Origin of the sequence: Variovorax sp. Varisp41, assembly GCF_047325085.1 — a bacterium.
GTDB lineage: Bacteria > Pseudomonadota > Gammaproteobacteria > Burkholderiales > Burkholderiaceae_C > Variovorax.
In genome coordinates, this window is the sequence record NZ_CP168540.1 from 6420051 (window position 1) to 6434639 (window position 14589).

14 protein-coding genes are annotated in these 14589 nt (G+C 71.0%); 8 read left to right on the forward strand and 6 right to left on the reverse strand.

What is annotated here, in order from left to right; all coding sequences use genetic code 11:
* Nucleotide 1: 1 nt before the first annotated feature.
* Entirely contained in the window at nt 2-1609 is a 1608-nt protein-coding gene (locus ACEN9J_RS29700; protein WP_413762792.1) for a DNA-3-methyladenine glycosylase 2 family protein, read from the reverse strand.
* Between the two features lie 111 nt (nt 1610-1720).
* Here ACEN9J_RS29700 and ACEN9J_RS29705 point away from each other — a divergent pair, with 111 nt between their 5' ends.
* Both ACEN9J_RS29705 and ACEN9J_RS29710 read left to right on the forward strand, forming a co-directional pair.
* Nucleotides 1721-3103 carry a phosphomannomutase/phosphoglucomutase gene (locus tag ACEN9J_RS29705; protein ID WP_413762793.1) on the forward strand — a complete coding sequence of 461 codons (1383 nt, stop codon included), beginning with the start codon at nt 1721-1723 and terminating at the stop codon, nt 3101-3103.
* Nucleotides 3104-3112: 9 nt separating this feature from the next.
* Complete coding sequence (locus ACEN9J_RS29710; protein ID WP_261214398.1) at nt 3113-4543, forward strand: 3-deoxy-D-manno-octulosonic acid transferase; 1431 nt, start codon at nt 3113-3115, stop codon at nt 4541-4543.
* A 4-nt stretch (nt 4544-4547) separates the two neighbouring features.
* Here ACEN9J_RS29710 and ACEN9J_RS29715 read toward each other — a convergent pair whose 3' ends face one another.
* From ACEN9J_RS29715 to ACEN9J_RS29730, 4 genes are read right to left on the reverse strand one after another with little or no spacing between them, the layout of a single operon-like run.
* Complete coding sequence (locus tag ACEN9J_RS29715) at nt 4548-6086, reverse strand: TolC family outer membrane protein (RefSeq protein WP_057596287.1); 1539 nt, start codon at nt 6084-6086, stop codon at nt 4548-4550.
* A gap of 24 nt (nt 6087-6110) precedes the next feature.
* Entirely contained in the window at nt 6111-6449 is a 339-nt protein-coding gene (locus ACEN9J_RS29720; RefSeq protein WP_057596286.1) for a rhodanese-like domain-containing protein, read from the reverse strand.
* Between the two features lie 14 nt (nt 6450-6463).
* Nucleotides 6464-7141: a protein-L-isoaspartate O-methyltransferase family protein gene (locus ACEN9J_RS29725; RefSeq protein ID WP_057596285.1), complete on the reverse strand. Its 678-nt coding sequence runs from the start codon at nt 7139-7141 to the stop codon at nt 6464-6466.
* 42 nt (nt 7142-7183) lie between these two features.
* On the reverse strand, nt 7184-7897 hold the full coding sequence (locus ACEN9J_RS29730; protein ID WP_057596284.1) for a TetR/AcrR family transcriptional regulator: 714 nt from the start codon (nt 7895-7897) through the stop codon (nt 7184-7186).
* Nucleotides 7898-7996: 99 nt separating this feature from the next.
* On the opposite strand from ACEN9J_RS29730, the gene msrA reads away from it, so the two are divergent.
* From msrA to ACEN9J_RS29760, 6 genes are all read left to right on the forward strand, one after another.
* A complete protein-coding gene (gene msrA / locus ACEN9J_RS29735; RefSeq protein WP_057596283.1) occupies nt 7997-8548 on the forward strand; it encodes a peptide-methionine (S)-S-oxide reductase MsrA in 552 nt (183 codons plus the stop codon).
* 102 nt (nt 8549-8650) lie between these two features.
* Nucleotides 8651-8992 (forward strand): hypothetical protein, encoded by a 342-nt coding sequence (locus tag ACEN9J_RS29740; RefSeq protein WP_057596282.1) that lies wholly within the window; start codon nt 8651-8653, stop codon nt 8990-8992.
* 79 nt (nt 8993-9071) lie between these two features.
* Nucleotides 9072-11171 carry a TonB-dependent receptor gene (locus tag ACEN9J_RS29745; RefSeq protein ID WP_261214407.1) on the forward strand — a complete coding sequence of 700 codons (2100 nt, stop codon included), beginning with the start codon at nt 9072-9074 and terminating at the stop codon, nt 11169-11171.
* A gap of 61 nt (nt 11172-11232) precedes the next feature.
* Nucleotides 11233-12183 carry an AEC family transporter gene (locus ACEN9J_RS29750; protein WP_057596280.1) on the forward strand — a complete coding sequence of 317 codons (951 nt, stop codon included), beginning with the start codon at nt 11233-11235 and terminating at the stop codon, nt 12181-12183.
* 152 nt (nt 12184-12335) lie between these two features.
* Nucleotides 12336-12722, forward strand: a complete 387-nt coding sequence (locus ACEN9J_RS29755; protein ID WP_413762794.1) for a hypothetical protein — start codon at nt 12336-12338, stop codon at nt 12720-12722.
* Nucleotides 12722-13930 carry an OmpA family protein gene (locus ACEN9J_RS29760; protein ID WP_413762795.1) on the forward strand — a complete coding sequence of 403 codons (1209 nt, stop codon included), beginning with the start codon at nt 12722-12724 and terminating at the stop codon, nt 13928-13930. The genes ACEN9J_RS29755 and ACEN9J_RS29760 overlap by 1 nt, the downstream gene beginning before the upstream one ends.
* A 4-nt stretch (nt 13931-13934) precedes the next feature.
* On the opposite strand, the gene pdxH is transcribed toward ACEN9J_RS29760, so the two are convergent.
* Nucleotides 13935-14588, reverse strand: coding sequence for a pyridoxamine 5'-phosphate oxidase (gene pdxH, locus ACEN9J_RS29765; RefSeq protein WP_057598633.1), 654 nt, complete (start codon nt 14586-14588; stop codon nt 13935-13937).
* Nucleotide 14589: the final 1 nt, after the last annotated feature.

The window sequence follows — 14589 nt, forward strand, 5'->3', positions numbered from 1 at the left end:
CTCAGGCGGTGAGGCCTGCCGTGGGAGTGGAGGGGATGTCCGCGGCGGCTGGCTCGGCGGACGGCGTGGAAGGGACGGGTGCGTGCCAGGCGCGCAGCACGGCATAGCTGCGCCACGGGCGCCAGGCCTGCGAGGCCTCGCTCGCGGCGCGCGCGGTGCTCACGCCCAGCGCCTTCTGCAGCGCGACGTCGCCGGCCGGGAAGGCATCGGGCCAGCGCAGCGCGCGCATCGCGATGTACTGCGCGGTCCAGGCGCCGATGCCCGGCAGTTCCTGCAGCGCGGCGATGGTCGAGGGCACGTCGGCGCCCGCATGCAGCGGCAGCCGGCCTTCTGCCACGGCGCGCGCCAGCGCATGCAGCGCGGCCTGGCGCTGGCGCACGATGCCGAGCTGGCCCAGCGCATCGCCGCTGGCGGCCGCGATGGCGGCGGGCGTGGGGAACAGGCGGTCGAGCCCGTCGACGGGCGTGGCGATCGGTTCGCCGAAGGCCTCGACCAGCCGCGAACCCAGGGTGCGTGCCGCGGCCACCGTGATCTGCTGGCCCAGCACCGCGCGCACCGCGAGCTCGAAGCCGTCGACCGTGCCCGGCACGCGCAGCCCGTCGCCGTGCGGAAAGGCGTCGTGCAGCGCGGCGTTGATGGCCATCGGGTCGGCGTCGATGTCGAGCATGGCGCGGGCGCGGCTGATCACCACCGGCAGCACCGGCGCCAGCGAGTCGCTGACCGACAGCAGCATCTGTTCGCGCGCCATGTCGAAGCGCAATTGCAGCCAGCCCGCATGCACCTGCGCGCCGTGCTGCACGCGCAGCGTGCGCGCCAGCCGCGTGAAGGCCGGGGCCCGGGTGTTCTTGCCCACCGCCGGCACCTTGCCGTCCTCGGCCGTCACGCGCTCGACCCCGCGCAGCGCGCGCCGCGCGAAGAAGCCCAGCATCGCGCTCGGGTCGTAGGGCGGGCGAAAGCCCAGCCGCACCTCGATCGCGCGGCCGTCGCCGCCCTCGGTGCCGCCGGCGCGCCGCAAGGCGCTCGGATTGAGCCCGTAGTGCTCGACGAAGGCCGCGTTGAAGCGGCGCACGCTCGCGAAGCCGCTGGCCAGCGCCACCTGCGTCATCGGCAGGCGGGTGTCGGCGATCAGCTGCTTGGCCGCGAGCAGGCGGCGCGTCTGCAGGTACTGCAGCGGCGAGACGCCGAACTGGGCCTCGAAGATGCGGCGCAGGTGACGGTCGCTGACGCCGAGCCGGGCCGCGATCTGCGCGGCGCCCGGGTCCTCGTCGGTCCAGGCGTCGGGCTCGTCGATCAGCCGCGCCGCCTGCTGCGCGAGGATGCGCGAGGCGTCCTCGGTCGACCAGTTGGCCGTGCCCATGGGGCGCGGCGCCAGTTCGGGCCGGCAGCGCAGGCAGGGGCGGAAGCCCTCGGCCTCGGCCTGGGCCGCGTGGCGGAAGAAGCGGCAGTTCTCGCGCCGCGGCAGCTTCACGCGGCAGACCGGCCGGCAGTAGATGCCGGTGGAGGTCACGGCGGTGAAGAACGAGCCGTCGAAGCGCGCGTCGTGCGTCTTCAGCGCCAGGTAGCAGGCATCGCTCTCGAGCTCTTCGGGGGAGGCATTGGCGTTCGTCATGGGCCAAATATTAAGGTTTCGAGGCGTTTCGACTGGCCGTTTTCGGACATGTGCGCCCCATGGCGGGTGCCTACAATCCCCCGGTCCACGAATCACAGGGAATCCTTTTTCATGCAGCTCAGCGCGTCGATCTTCAAGGCCTACGACATTCGCGGCGTGGTGCCCTCCACGTTGAACCCCGAGGTGGCGGAAGCCCTGGGCCGGGCCTTCGGCAGCGCGGCGCGGGCCGCCGGCGAGAAGTCGGTGGCCGTGGGGCGCGACGGGCGCCTGTCGGGGCCTTCGCTGTCCGAAGCGCTGATCCGCGGCCTGGTGGCCACCGGCGTCGAAGTGATCGACGTGGGCGCGGTCACCACGCCCATGCTCTATTTCGCGGCCCACACGCTCGCCACCAGCGGCATCCAGGTCACGGGCAGCCACAACCCCAAGGACTACAACGGCTTCAAGATGGTGCTGGCCGGCCGCGCGATCTACGGCGACGAGATCCAGGCGCTGCGCCGCACCATGGAGGACGGCAGCGCGACGCTCGCCGCGGGCGGTTCGGTGCGCCAGGTCGACGTGACCGAGGCCTACACGCAGCGCATCGTGGGCGACGTGCGGCTCGCCCGGCCGATGAAGATCGTGGTCGATTCGGGCAACGGCATCGCCGGCGCCTCGGCCCCGGCGATCTTCCGCGCCCTGGGCTGCGAGGTGACGGAGCTGTTCAGCGAGGTCGACGGCGACTTCCCGAACCACCACCCCGATCCCAGCAAGCCCGAGAACCTCAAGGACCTGATCGCCGCGCTGGAGCGGGGCGACGCCGAACTGGGCCTGGCCTTCGACGGCGACGGCGACCGCCTGGGCATCGTCACCAAGGATGGCCAGAACATCTTCCCCGACCGCCAGATGCAGCTGTTCGCGCAGGACGTGCTGTCGCGCGTGCCGGGCGGCACCATCGTCTACGACGTGAAGTGCTCGCAGCGCCTGGGCCCGGCCATCGAGGCCGCGGGCGGCCAGCCGCTGATCTTCAAGACCGGCCACTCGCTGATCAAGGCGAAGATGAAGGAACTCGATTCGCCGCTGGGCGGCGAGATGAGCGGCCACATCTTCTTCAAGGAGCGCTGGTTCGGCTTCGACGACGGCACCTATGCGGGCTGCCGCATGCTCGAGATCCTGAGCAGGAGCCCGAACGCCAGCGACGTGCTCAACGCGCTGCCCACGAGCTTCTCGACGCCCGAGCTCAACGTGAAGTGCGCCGAGGGCGAGCCGCACGCGGTGGTCGAGCGGCTGCTGAAGGAGGCGAGCTTCGAGGCCCCGGCCAAGGTCTCGACCATCGACGGCCTGCGCGTGGACTGGCCCGACGGCTTCGGCCTGATCCGGGCCTCCAACACCACGCCGGTGCTGGTGCTGCGCTTCGAGGGCCAGACCCAGGCGGCGCTCGAGCGCATCGAGGCCCGCATGCTGGCGCTGCTCAAGACCGTGAAGCCCGACGCCACGCTCGCCGAAGCGGCGCACTAGACCTTGGCCGTGCGTTCGCTGCTGCTGCGCCTGTACGGCGCCTTCACCACCCTGGCCCAGCCCCTGGTGCGCCGCAAGCTGCGGCGCCGCGCGGCGGCCGAGCCCGGCTACGCGGTGGCGGTCGAGGAGCGCTTCGGCCACTACGACACCGCCACCACCGGCCACGCCCAGTGCTGGGTGCACGCGGTCTCGCTCGGCGAGACGCGCGCCGCCGCCATCCTCATCGAGGAGCTGCGGCGCCAGTTCCCCGAGATTCCGATCCTGCTCACGCACGGCACCGCCACCGGCCGCGAGGAGGGCGCCAAGCTGCTGCGCGAGGGCGACACGCAGGTCTGGCAGCCCTGGGACACGCCGGGCGCCGTGGCGCGCTTCCTCGACCGCTTCCAGCCGCGCATCGGCGTGCTGATGGAAACCGAGGTCTGGCCCGAGATGGCCGCGGCCTGCGCCGAGCGCCGCATCCCGCTGGTGCTGGCCAACGCCCGGCTCAACGAGAAATCGCTGGCCTCGGCCGAGCGGCTGGGCTGGCTGGCACGGCCGGCCTATTCGGCGCTCAGCGCGGTCTGGGCCCAGACCGAGGCCGACGCGCACCGGCTGGTGTCGCTGGGCGCCAAGGTCTCGGGCATCTACGGCAACCTCAAGTTCGACGCCACGCCCGACGTGCGCCAGCTCCATGCAGCCGCCCGGCTGCGCGGCACGCTGCCCAAGCCGATCGTGGTGCTGGCCAGTTCGCGCGACGGCGAGGAACGCCTGCTGCTCGAGGTGCTGCGCCGCTTCGGCGCCACCGCGCCGGTGCCGCCCGAGCAGGGCGCGGTCCGCTCGATCTCGAAGCGGGTGCACGACGTGCAGTGGATGATCGTGCCGCGCCATCCGCAGCGTTTCGACGAGGTGGCCGCGCTGATCGAGGCCGAGGGCTTCGCCGTGGCGCGCCGCAGCGCCGCGGGCCAGCCGTCCGAGTCCGAGATCTGGCTCGGCGACTCGCTCGGCGAGATGGCGCTGTACTACGGCCTGGCCGACGTCGCGCTGCTCGGCGGCAGTTTCGAGCCCCTGGGCGGCCAGAACCTGATCGAGCCCGCGGCCTGCGGCTGCCCGGTCGTGATGGGGCCGTCGACCTTCAATTTCGCGGAAGCCGCGCAGCTCTCGCTCGCGGCCGGTGCCTCGCTGCGCGTGGAGACCATGGAGCAGGCCGTGACCAGCGCGCTCAAGCTGGTCGAGAACCGCGAGCGCCGCGAGGCGATGTCGCAGGCCGCGCAGGCTTTCTCGTCCTCCAATCGCGGCGCGGCCGAGCGCACGGCGGCTGCGGTGCTCGCGATCGCGATGGCGGCCGAGCCCGAGGAAGCGGTGGAGCCCGCGCTGGCCGACGAGCCCGCGAAGCCGCCGGTCCAGGCCGCGCAGCCCGCGCCGGAAGGTCCGCGCGAGCGCGCGGAGCCGACGCTCGATTAGGGTTTCAGCGCCCCGGGTTCAGCACCGGCGGCGGAGGCGGTGCCACGGGGATCGCGGGCGGCGGCGGATTGAACGGCGCCACCGGCACCGGCGGCACCACCGGCACGCTGGGCCGCGCGGGCGGCACGGCCACGGCGTTCGGATCGGCCGGCGCGGTCGACGGGGCCGGCACCGCGGGCACGCTGCCGTTCTTCGCCAGCGTGGCGTTGATGGCGTCCATGTCGGCCACGCTCAGCGTGCCGTTGGCCTGGCGCAGCTTCAGGTTGCCCAGCAGCACGTTGTAGCGCGCCTGCGCGAGGTCGCGCTTGGTCTGGTAGAGCTGGCTCTGCGAATTGAGCACGTCGATGTTGATGCGCACGCCCACCTGGTAACCCAGGCGGTTGGCGTCGAGCGCGCTCTGGCTCGAGGCCTCGGCGGCCTCGAGCGCCTTGACCTGGCCCGCGCCCGAGACCAGCCCGAGGTAGGCCGCGCGCGTGGCCTGCGCCACGTTGCGGCGCGTGCCGTCGAGCACGCTGCGCGACTGGTCCTCGAGGGCCAGCGTTTCCTTGATGCGGTTCTCGGTCGCGAAGCCCGCGAACAGCGGCAGGTTGAAGGTCACGCCCACGGTGGCGGCGTTGATGCGCGTGCCCACGCTGCTGGTGCTGGTGCCGTTGGGGTTGCGCGTGACGTTGTAGCCGAGGTTGGCGTCCAGCGTGGGCTTGTGGCCGGCGCGCGCCTTCTCGATCTCGAGGCCCGCCACGTCGACGCCGAGCTGCGCCTGACGGATCGCCGGATGCCCGGCGTCGGCCTGCGCCACCCAGGCCTCGATGTCGGCCGGCTGCGCGGTCGGCAGCACCACCGGCACCGCCAGCGGCACCGGCACGCTGCCGGGGCGGCCGACCAGCTGGTCGAGCACGATCTTCTTCACGCGCAGGTCGTTCTCGGCCGCGATCTCCTGCGCCACCACGAGGTCGTAGCGGGCCTGGGCCTCGCGCGAGTCGGTGATGGTGGAGGTGCCGACCTCGAAGTTGCGCTTGGCCGAGGCGAGCTGCTCGGACACGGCCGCCTTCTGCGCGCGCACCAGCGCCAGGCTGTCCTGGCTCGCGAGCACGTCGAAGTAGGCTTGGCTCACGCGCACGATCAGGTCCTGTTCGGCGATGGTGAACACCGACTGCGCGATCTCGGCCTGGCGCTTGCCCTGTTCCCAGGTGGCCCAGTTGGCGGGCCGGTACAGCGGCTGGGTGGCGTTGATGCCGATGTTCTGCTGCGTGAAGTCGCGCGAGGAACTGCCCTGCTGGTTGCCCGTGATGACGTCGATGTCGAGGTTGTTGCGGTTCACGCCCGCGCTGAGCCCGACGGCCGGCAGGATGCCGGCCCTGGCCTGCGCGGCGCGCGCCACGGTGGCGTCGTACTGGGCGCGCGCGCCCTGGTAGGTGGCATCGAAGCCGCGCGCCGATTCGTAGAGTTCGTTCAGTGTCTGGCCCTGGGCCGGCGATGCGAGCAGCGTGGCAAGAAGGCTTGCGATGGCTGCGGAAAGAGGCAGGAGCCGGGGCCTGGGAGGCATTGAAAGTCCTTGGGGGGAGAAGAATCAGTAGCGCGGCACGGCGGGGTCGTGCTGCGCGGACCAGGCGTCGATGCCGCCGGCCACGTTGGCCAGTTGCGCAAAGCCGTTCTGGTGCAGGAAGGCGGCCACGCGCTGGCTGCGGGCGCCGTGGTGGCACAGGCAGGCGATGCGCTGGTTCTCGTCGAGCTCGGACAGGCGCGCGGGGATCTCGTTCATCGGGATCGCCAGCAGCGTGAAGCCCGCCGGGGCGACGCTCGCGGTCTGCAGCTCCCAGGGCTCGCGGACGTCGAGCAGCACGGCGGGTGCGTCGGCGTCCTGTGCAAACCAGGCGGCGAGGTCGGCGGGGCGGACTTGATCGATCATGCGGTGGACCCGGATCAGAACGCGAAGCGCGACGGCTCGGGGAAGTTCAGGAGGCGCGGCGCCACCGTGTCCCAGGGCTGGATCGTGTCCCACTTGCTCTCGCTGGTGCGGGTCACGAAGTGGGCGCGCATCATGGGCTCGTCGCCGACGATCGCCGCCAGGCGGCCGCCGACCTTGAGCGAGCCGAGCAGGTTTTGCGGAATGCGCGCGACCGAGCCGCTGAGCACGATCACGTCGAAGCTCGGGCCGCTGGGCAGCGGCACGGCGCCGTCGGCATGGCGCACCTCGACGTTGGTCACGCCGTTCTGGCGCAGCGTCTCGGCGGCGCGGGCGGCCAGCTCGGGGTTGATTTCGAGCGACAGCACCTTGGCGGCGCGGGCGCCGAGCAGGGCGGCCATGAAGCCGGAGCCGGTGCCGATCTCGAGCACCGATTCGTGCTTCTGCACGTGCAGGTCCTGCAGCGTGCGGGCCTCGACCTTGGGCGACAGCATGAATTCGCCGGGCACCGAGCCGTCGAGCAGCGGCAGCTCCATGTCGAAGAAGGACAGCGCGCGGTGCGCCTCGGGCACGTAGTCCTCGCGGCGGATGGCCGCGAGCAGGTCGAGGATTTCCATATCCAGCACATCCCAGGGGCGGATCTGCTGTTCGATCATGTTGAAGCGCAAGCGCTCGAGGGTGGGGGCGGTGCTCATGGGTTTTCCTTCTGGGGGGCGGGTCAGGACAAACCTTCAATTTTAGGCGGCACCCGACGGGCCAGCGGCTTCGTCGGGTTCGGCCTGCGCCCGCGGCCGGGTGCTGAGGCCGTAGAGCACCGCGTCGGCCTGCGCCTCGATGTAGCGCAGGGGGTCGAAGTTGCCGCCCTCGTCGACGCAGAGGTTGGCCGAGTGCTTCCAGAGCATCAGGAAGATCATCGGCGCGACCACCGAGTAGATGGTGTGGTCGACGTCGACCGGCCGGAATTCGCCGCGGTCGATGCCGCGCTGGATGATGCGCCGGAGCAACGCATGGCCCGGCTGCACCACCTCCTGGCGGTAGAAAGCGGCCAGTTCGGGGAAATTGGCGCCCTCGCTCATCATCAGCTTGGTGAGGCCCGAGGCCTGGGTCAGGCCCACGCGCTCCCACCACACGCGCATGCAGTAGCGCAGCATCTGGGCCGTGGTGCCCTCGAAGGTCTCGAATTCCTGGTTCCACTCCGTGAAACGGCCGCCGAGGTTCTCGATGACCACGGCCTTGAACAGCTCTTCCTTGCTCGGGAAATAGAGGAACAGCGTGCCCTTGGAGACGCCGGCGCGCACCGCCACCTCTTCCGAGCGGGTGGCGGCATAGCCCTTCTCGACGAACAGATCGAGGGCGGCCGCCAGCAGTTCGCCGGGGCGCGCCTCCTTGCGCCGTTCGCGCTTGGCGCGGACCGGGCAGATCTTGTCGGCAAGGAATCGGGGAGTGGGCATTGTTTAATGACTCGCGGGTTAGTAATGTAGTGAGCCGCATCGGATGCGTCAAGCCGCGACAATATCGGGTTCGCTTGTCAGTTCCTCAGGAGCCTTCCCATGTCCTCTTCGCCTTCCACCACCGAAACCATCGTGCTCGGCGGCGGCTGCTTCTGGTGCACCGAGGCGGTGTTCGACCGCGTGCAGGGGGTGGTCGACGTGGAATCGGGCTATGCGAACGGCCAGACGGTCAACCCCAGCTACGAGCAGGTCTGCACCGGCCGCACCGGCCACAACGAGGTCGTGAAGCTGAGCTTCGACCCGGCGCAGATCGGCCTGCGCGAGATCCTCGAGATCTTCTTCGTGGTGCACGACCCCACGACGCTCAACCGCCAGGGCAACGACGTCGGCACCCAGTACCGCAGCGGCATCTACTACACGACCGAGGCGCAGAAGCAGGTGGCCGAGGAGGTCATCCGCGAGATCGAGGCCGGCAAGACCTACGCCTCGCCGGTAGTGACCGAGGTCAAGCCGCTCGACAACTATTCGACCGCCGAGGCCTACCACCAGGACTACTTCCTGAACCACCCGAACCAGGGCTACTGCGCCTTCGTCGTGGGACCGAAGGTCGAGAAGTTCCAGAAGACCTTCGCCGCGCGCGTGAAGAAGTGAAGAAGGACTGACCCTGCCGCTCCGGGCCGCCCTGGCCCGATTCCCGCCAGCTTTTCCCTCGTGCACACGCTTCGCCGTCCCGTCCCCGTTTCCGCCCGCGCGATGCTCGTCGTGCTGGCGGTGGCGCTGTGGCTGTCCGGCACGCTCGGCCTGATGCACCGCACGCTGCACGTGCCCGGCCTGCCCGCGCCGGCGGCCGCGGTCCAGGCACCGGCCGCGCAGGCCCATGTGCATCCGCATGGCATCGCCAGCCTGTTCGGGCTGCACACCGATGCCGAGTGCCGGCTCTACGACCAGCTCGCGCACGGCGCCAGCGCGCCGGGCGTGCCGCTGGTGGTGCTGCCGGTGCTGCTGCCCGCGGCCACCTTCGCCTGGCTGCAGGGCGAGGCGCTGGCGCGCTGGGTCGCGCTGTTCGACGCGCGCGGCCCGCCTCCGGCTCGCTGAATCCCCCGTTTCCGATTCGCCGCCACCCGTTGCGCACGGGTGGCCGGCGGTCGTTCATCGATTCAACGAGTTTTCATTCATGACCCCCCAATTCCGTCGCAACGCCATCGGCGCTGCCGTCCTCTCGCTCGCCTCGGCCGCGGCCCTGGCCCAGACCGCACCCGCCGATCCCTCGCCGAACCCGCAACCCACCACCAGCCTGCGCGAGATCACCGTCACCGGCAATCCGCTGGGCGCCAGCGACCTGATCGCGCCCACCACCACGCTCTCGGGCAATGAACTGCTGCTGCGCTCGCAGTCCACGCTGGGCCAGACGCTCGACAACATCCCCGGCGTCAGCAGCACCTACTTCGGTCCCAATGCCAGCCGCCCGATCATCCGCGGCCAGGACGGCGACCGCATCCGCATCCTGCAGAACGGCGGCGGCGCGCCCGACGCCTCGGCGCTGAGCTACGACCACGCCGTGCCGGTCGACGCGCTGGTCACCGAGCGCGTCGAGGTGCTGCGCGGCCCGTCGGCGCTGCAGTACGGCGGCAGCGCGGTCGGCGGCGTGGTCAACCTGATCGACAACCGCATCCCGAGCGAGCCGATCGAGGGCTTCGGCGGCCGTGCCGACCTCGGCTACGCCACCGGCAACCGCGAGAAGAACGGCGCCGTGATGCTCGAGGGCGGCAACGGCCGCTTCGCGCTGCATGCCGATGCCTTCAAGCGCGACTCGAGCGACGTCTCGGTGCCGATCGACCTGAACTGCGAGAAGCCCGGCTCGCCCTGGCGCGCGCGCAAGATCTGCAACTCGGCCAACGAGGCCCATGGCGGCGCGATCGGCGGCACGCTGTTCTTCGACCAGGGCTGGATCGGCGCCTCGGCCAGCACCTACCGCAGCAACTACGGCACCGTGGCCGAGGACGACGTGACCATCGCGATGAAGTCCGACCGCTACGCGATCGAGGGCGAGTGGCGCCCGGGCGGCATCATCCGCAGCGTCCACGCCAAGCTCAGCCACACCAACTACCGCCACACCGAGTTCGAGGGCGCCGAAGCCGGCACCACCTTCTCGAACATGAGCAACGACCTGCGCGTCGAGGTGCGGCACGAGAAGATCGGGCCGCTGGAAGGCCTGATGGGCTTCAGCGCCGAGACCAACCGCTTCGCCGCCGACGGCGAGGAGGCCTTCGCGCCGCACAGCCGCACGCGCTCGCGCGCGCTGTTCCTCTACGAGGAGATGGGGACCTCGTGGGGCAAGCTGAGCTTCGGCGCGCGCACCGAGCGCGTCACCGTGCGATCGCTCGGCTATCCCGACGATCCGAGCATCGACCGCTTCGCGATCGGCGAGCGCACCTTCAACCCGAACAGCGCCGCCTTCGGCGCCCTGGTCAACCTCGCGCCGCAGTGGCAGCTGACCTCGAACATCGCCTACACCGAGCGCGCGCCCAAGGACTACGAGCTGCTGGCCAACGGCCCGCACGTGGCCACGGCCGCGTGGGAGGTCGGCAACCCGAACCTCAGCAAGGAGCAATCGACCGGCTTCGACCTCGGCGCGCAATGGAAGTCGGGGCCGAACACGGCACGCGTCAACGCCTACGTCACGCGCTTTCGCAACTACATCGGCCTGACCGCCTCGGGCCGAACGCTCGACGGAGAGGGCCAGGTCGTGACCGATCCCGAGGTCACCGACACGCTGGCCGAGTACCTCTACAACGGCGTGCGCGCGCGCTTCACCGGCATCGAGGCCAGCGGCAACCTGCGCCTGCTGGGCAGCGACGGCTTCGCGCGCATGGCGGACGCCGGCACGCTCGACCTCGAGTGGCGCGGCGACCTGGTGCGCGCGAAGAACACCGACACCGGCGAACCGCTGCCGCGCATCGCGCCGCTGCGCCTGGGCGCCACGCTGGTCTACGGCAACGGCCCGTGGAGCGGCCGCGTCGGCTTCGACTACAACGCCGCGCAGCACCGCGTGCCCGGCGTCGGCGCGCGGGAGACCGATGCCTACACGCTGTGGAATGCCTCGATCGCCTACCGCATGAAGGTGCAGCGCGCCAACCTCACCTGGTATGCGCGCATCGACAACATCGGCAACAAGCTGGCCTACAGCCCGACCTCGATCCTGACGACGACGGTGTACCCGGCCGCGCCGCTGCCGGGACGCTCGCTGAAGGTGGGCGTGCGCGTGACCTTCTGACCGTGCATGTGCCGCCCTTCCCCGCGGGGGAGGGCGGCAATCGCTCGGCTATCCTCGACCGGTGAATTCGTTCGTCATCTCATCCCTCCTGCCCGTCGTGCTGCTGATCGCGGCGGGCTACCTGGCCGGGAGGCGCCGCTGGATCGGCGGCAATGCGGTCAAGGACCTCTCCAATCTCATCTTCCTGCTGCTCGCGCCGGCGCTGCTGTTCCGCGCGATGAGCGGCGTGCATGTCGAGGAACTGCGCTTCAAGCCGGTGGCGGCCTACTTCATCGCCTCGGGGCTGCTGTTCGCGGCCACCTTGGCGCTGCGCGGCTTCAACCGCACGGGCGCGGTGCTCGCGCTCGCCAACACCTACAGCAACACCGTGATGATCGGCATCGTGCTGGTCGGCCTGGCCTATGGCGAGGCCGGCATGGTGGTGCTGCTGACGCTGATCTCGCTGCATTCGCTGGTGCTGATGACCAGCGCCACCGTGGTGCTCGAGCTCGCGGTGGCGCGCGAGCATGCGGTGCTGGGCGGCACCGAGAAGCGCTCGATGCTGCGCACCGTGCTGCGCGCGCTGCGCAACGCCATCATCCATCCGGTGCCGCTGCCGATCATCGCGGGCCTGTTGTTCGCGCAGAGCGGCTGGGTCATGCCGCAGCCGGTCGACCGCACCATCGAGCTGCTGGGCCAGGCCTTCGGCCCGGTGGCGCTGGTGATGGTGGGCATCACGCTGGCGCTCACGCCGGTGGGGCGCCACTGGCGCAGTGCCCTGGTGCAGGCCGGCGTCAAGAACCTGCTGCATCCGCTGCTGGTGGCGATCATCGGCTGGGCGCTCGGCGTGCGCGGCATTCCGCTCACGGTGATGGTGGTCGCAGCCGCGCTGCCGATCGGCGCCAACGTGTTCCTGTTCTCGCAGCGCTACCGCAGCGCCGAGGACCTGGTGACCGCCAGCGTCGCGGTCTCCACGCTGCTCGCGCTGGTCACGCTCACGCTGGTGATGCTCTGGGTGCAGTGGCTGCCCTGACATTGGCCGCGGGCCACGCGAAACCGTAGCCCTTCGATCTTTCTCGCCGCCTCGTGCCCCCTATGCCGTTCGGCAGGGTGGCCGTTTGGCGAGATGTGGAGCGCCGCGCGCCGCTCTACATTTCCCCGCTGATGATTTGCCAGACGCGATCCATGCCCGTTGTTGCGATGGTGCTGGTCGCGACGGCGATCGCGCCGTGGCTGCTGCTGGGCGCGGCCACGCCGGCGGCGGCGCAGGCCAAGCCATGCCGCACGCCCTGTCTCGCCGTGCCCAGGCCGGAGGAAAAACCGGCGCCCGAACCGGCGAAGCCGCCGGCAGCGGTCGACCGGCCGAGCGAGAGGGCGGCCGCGCGGCCGCCGCCCAAGCCGCGCGCGCCGGCCGAGGCGCCGCCGGCCCGCGTGGCGGAACAGGAGGCCGACCGGCCCGCCCCCGCGCGCCGGCCGGCGCCGACGAAGCGCTGCACCGAGATCAACATGCGCGCCGCCGTGGGCGAGCCGCTGTCGGACCAGGACATGACGTACTTGAGGAGCCAATGCTGATGATGAAGATCCCCTCCAGCCTGCGCGGCGCGCTACGCGCGATGGCGCTCGGCGCCGCCGCCGTGCTGCTCGCGGCCTGCGCGGCGCAACGCCCGCAGCCGGGCAACGCGATGCCTTTCGACCAGGCCGTCGACCAGGCGGTGGACGACCTGATGGTGCAGACCAAGAAGCTGCCGGGCTTCCTCGCCAAGGTCGAGTCCTCGATGAAGCAGAGCCGCATCGTCATCGATCCGCTGCTCGAGAGCGCCAGCGGCCAGCAGACCGAGGTCACGCGCGTGGCCGAGCAGCGCATCGTCCAGCGCATGCAGGCGCAGTTCAAGCAGTTCACCGTGACGCCGTTCAACAGCACCGAGATCGCCACCGCGCAGTACGTGCTCAACGGCACGCTGGTGCGCGACAAGGAAGCGGGCGGCTCGCCCTACCGGCTGAACCTCGCGCTGACCGAGATCAAGGGCGGCACCGTGATCGCGCAGTCGACGGCGCGCATCAGCGACGCGACGCTCGACACCCGGCCCACCGCCTTCTTCCGCGACAGCCCGGTCAACGGCAAGGACCGCGGCGTCGAGGGCTACATCCGCACCGCCGAGACCCAGCCGGGCCAGGCCGCCGACGCGCTCTATCTCGAGCGCCTGCCGACCGCGACCGTGATGCAGGAGGCCACCGCCGCCTACGAGGCCGGCCGGCTGCAGGAGGCGCTGGCACGCTACGAGGCCGCCTCGCGCCGCCCCGACGGCCAGCAGCTGCGCGTCTACAGCGGCCTGTACCTCACGCAGTCGCAACTGGGCCGCACCGCCGACGCCGAGCGCACTTTCGGCACGCTCGCGCGGCTGGGGCTCGAAAGCAACAACCTCAGCGTGAAGTTCCTGTTCAAGCCGGGCTCGACCGACTTCCTGGCCGACCCGAAGATCAGTGCCGCCTACCCGATGTGGCTGCGCCAGATCGCGCGCCAGGCGGCGCAGATCGATTCCTGCGTGGTCGTGACCGGCCACACCAGCCGCACGGGCTCGGAGGCAGTCAACGAGCGGCTGTCGCTGCAGCGCGCGGTGATCGTCAAGACCCGGCTGGTGGGCGAGGCCCCGCCGCTGGCGAAGAAGCTGCGCGAAGCCGGCGCCGGCTTCCGCGAGAACATCGTGGGCACGGGCGCTGACGATGCGAGCGACGCGCTCGATCGCCGCGTCGAATTCAAGGTGGCGGCCTGCGAGGCCTGACCGCTTAGGGAGCGAGCCGCTCGCGCACCCACTGGCCGGCCTCGAGCCGGTAGCGCAGCCGGTCGTGCAGCCGGCTCTTGCGGCCCTGCCAGAATTCCCAGCGGTCGGGCACCAGCCGGTAACCGCCCCAGTGCGGCGGGCGTGGCGGCGAGAGCAGGTACTTCGCGGCGGCCACGGCGGCATTCTTCACCAGCACCTCGCGCCCGCCGATCACCTCGCTCTGCGGGCTGGCCCAGGCGCCCAGCCGCGAATCGAGCGGGCGGCTCGCGTAGTAGGCGTCGCTCTCGTCGGCGCCGGCCTTCTCGACCCGGCCCTCGATGCGCACCACGCGCTCGAGCTCGACCCAGTGGAACTGCAGCGAGGCGTAGGGGTTGCCCGCGAGCTCGCGGCCCTTGCGGCTCTCGTAGTTGGTGTACCAGACCAGGCCGCGCGCGTCGTAGCCCTTGATCAGCACGATGCGGCTCGAGGGCCGCAGGTCGCTGCCGACCGTGCACAAGGTCATCGCGTTGGGCTCGGGCACCTGGGCATCGATGGCCTCGTCGAGCCAGCGCTCGAACTGGCGCAGCGGATCGTCGGCGCTGTGCGCCTCGCCGAGCTCGGCGCGCTCGTAGCTCTTGCGCAGCGCGGCCAGCGATTCTTGGGAAGTCGGGGAAGTCATG

Excerpts from the sequence above, each read along its gene's own strand:
- pdxH (WP_057598633.1), bottom strand. The coding sequence starts at position 14,588 with ATGACTTCCCCGACTTCCCAAGAATCGCTGGCCGCGCTGCGCAAGAGC.
- ACEN9J_RS29730 (WP_057596284.1), bottom strand. The coding sequence starts at position 7,897 with ATGCCCACTCCCCGATTCCTTGCCGACAAGATCTGCCCGGTCCGCGCC.
- msrA (WP_057596283.1), top strand. The coding sequence starts at position 7,997 with ATGTCCTCTTCGCCTTCCACCACCGAAACCATCGTGCTCGGCGGCGGC.
- ACEN9J_RS29720 (WP_057596286.1), bottom strand. The coding sequence starts at position 6,449 with ATGATCGATCAAGTCCGCCCCGCCGACCTCGCCGCCTGGTTTGCACAG.
- ACEN9J_RS29760 (WP_413762795.1), top strand. The coding sequence starts at position 12,722 with ATGATGAAGATCCCCTCCAGCCTGCGCGGCGCGCTACGCGCGATGGCG.
- ACEN9J_RS29700 (WP_413762792.1), bottom strand. The coding sequence starts at position 1,609 with ATGACGAACGCCAATGCCTCCCCCGAAGAGCTCGAGAGCGATGCCTGC.
- ACEN9J_RS29715 (WP_057596287.1), bottom strand. The coding sequence starts at position 6,086 with ATGCCTCCCAGGCCCCGGCTCCTGCCTCTTTCCGCAGCCATCGCAAGC.
- ACEN9J_RS29725 (WP_057596285.1), bottom strand. The coding sequence starts at position 7,141 with ATGAGCACCGCCCCCACCCTCGAGCGCTTGCGCTTCAACATGATCGAA.
- ACEN9J_RS29755 (WP_413762794.1), top strand. The coding sequence starts at position 12,336 with ATGCCCGTTGTTGCGATGGTGCTGGTCGCGACGGCGATCGCGCCGTGG.
- ACEN9J_RS29705 (WP_413762793.1), top strand. The coding sequence starts at position 1,721 with ATGCAGCTCAGCGCGTCGATCTTCAAGGCCTACGACATTCGCGGCGTG.
- ACEN9J_RS29745 (WP_261214407.1), top strand. The coding sequence starts at position 9,072 with ATGACCCCCCAATTCCGTCGCAACGCCATCGGCGCTGCCGTCCTCTCG.
- ACEN9J_RS29740 (WP_057596282.1), top strand. The coding sequence starts at position 8,651 with ATGCTCGTCGTGCTGGCGGTGGCGCTGTGGCTGTCCGGCACGCTCGGC.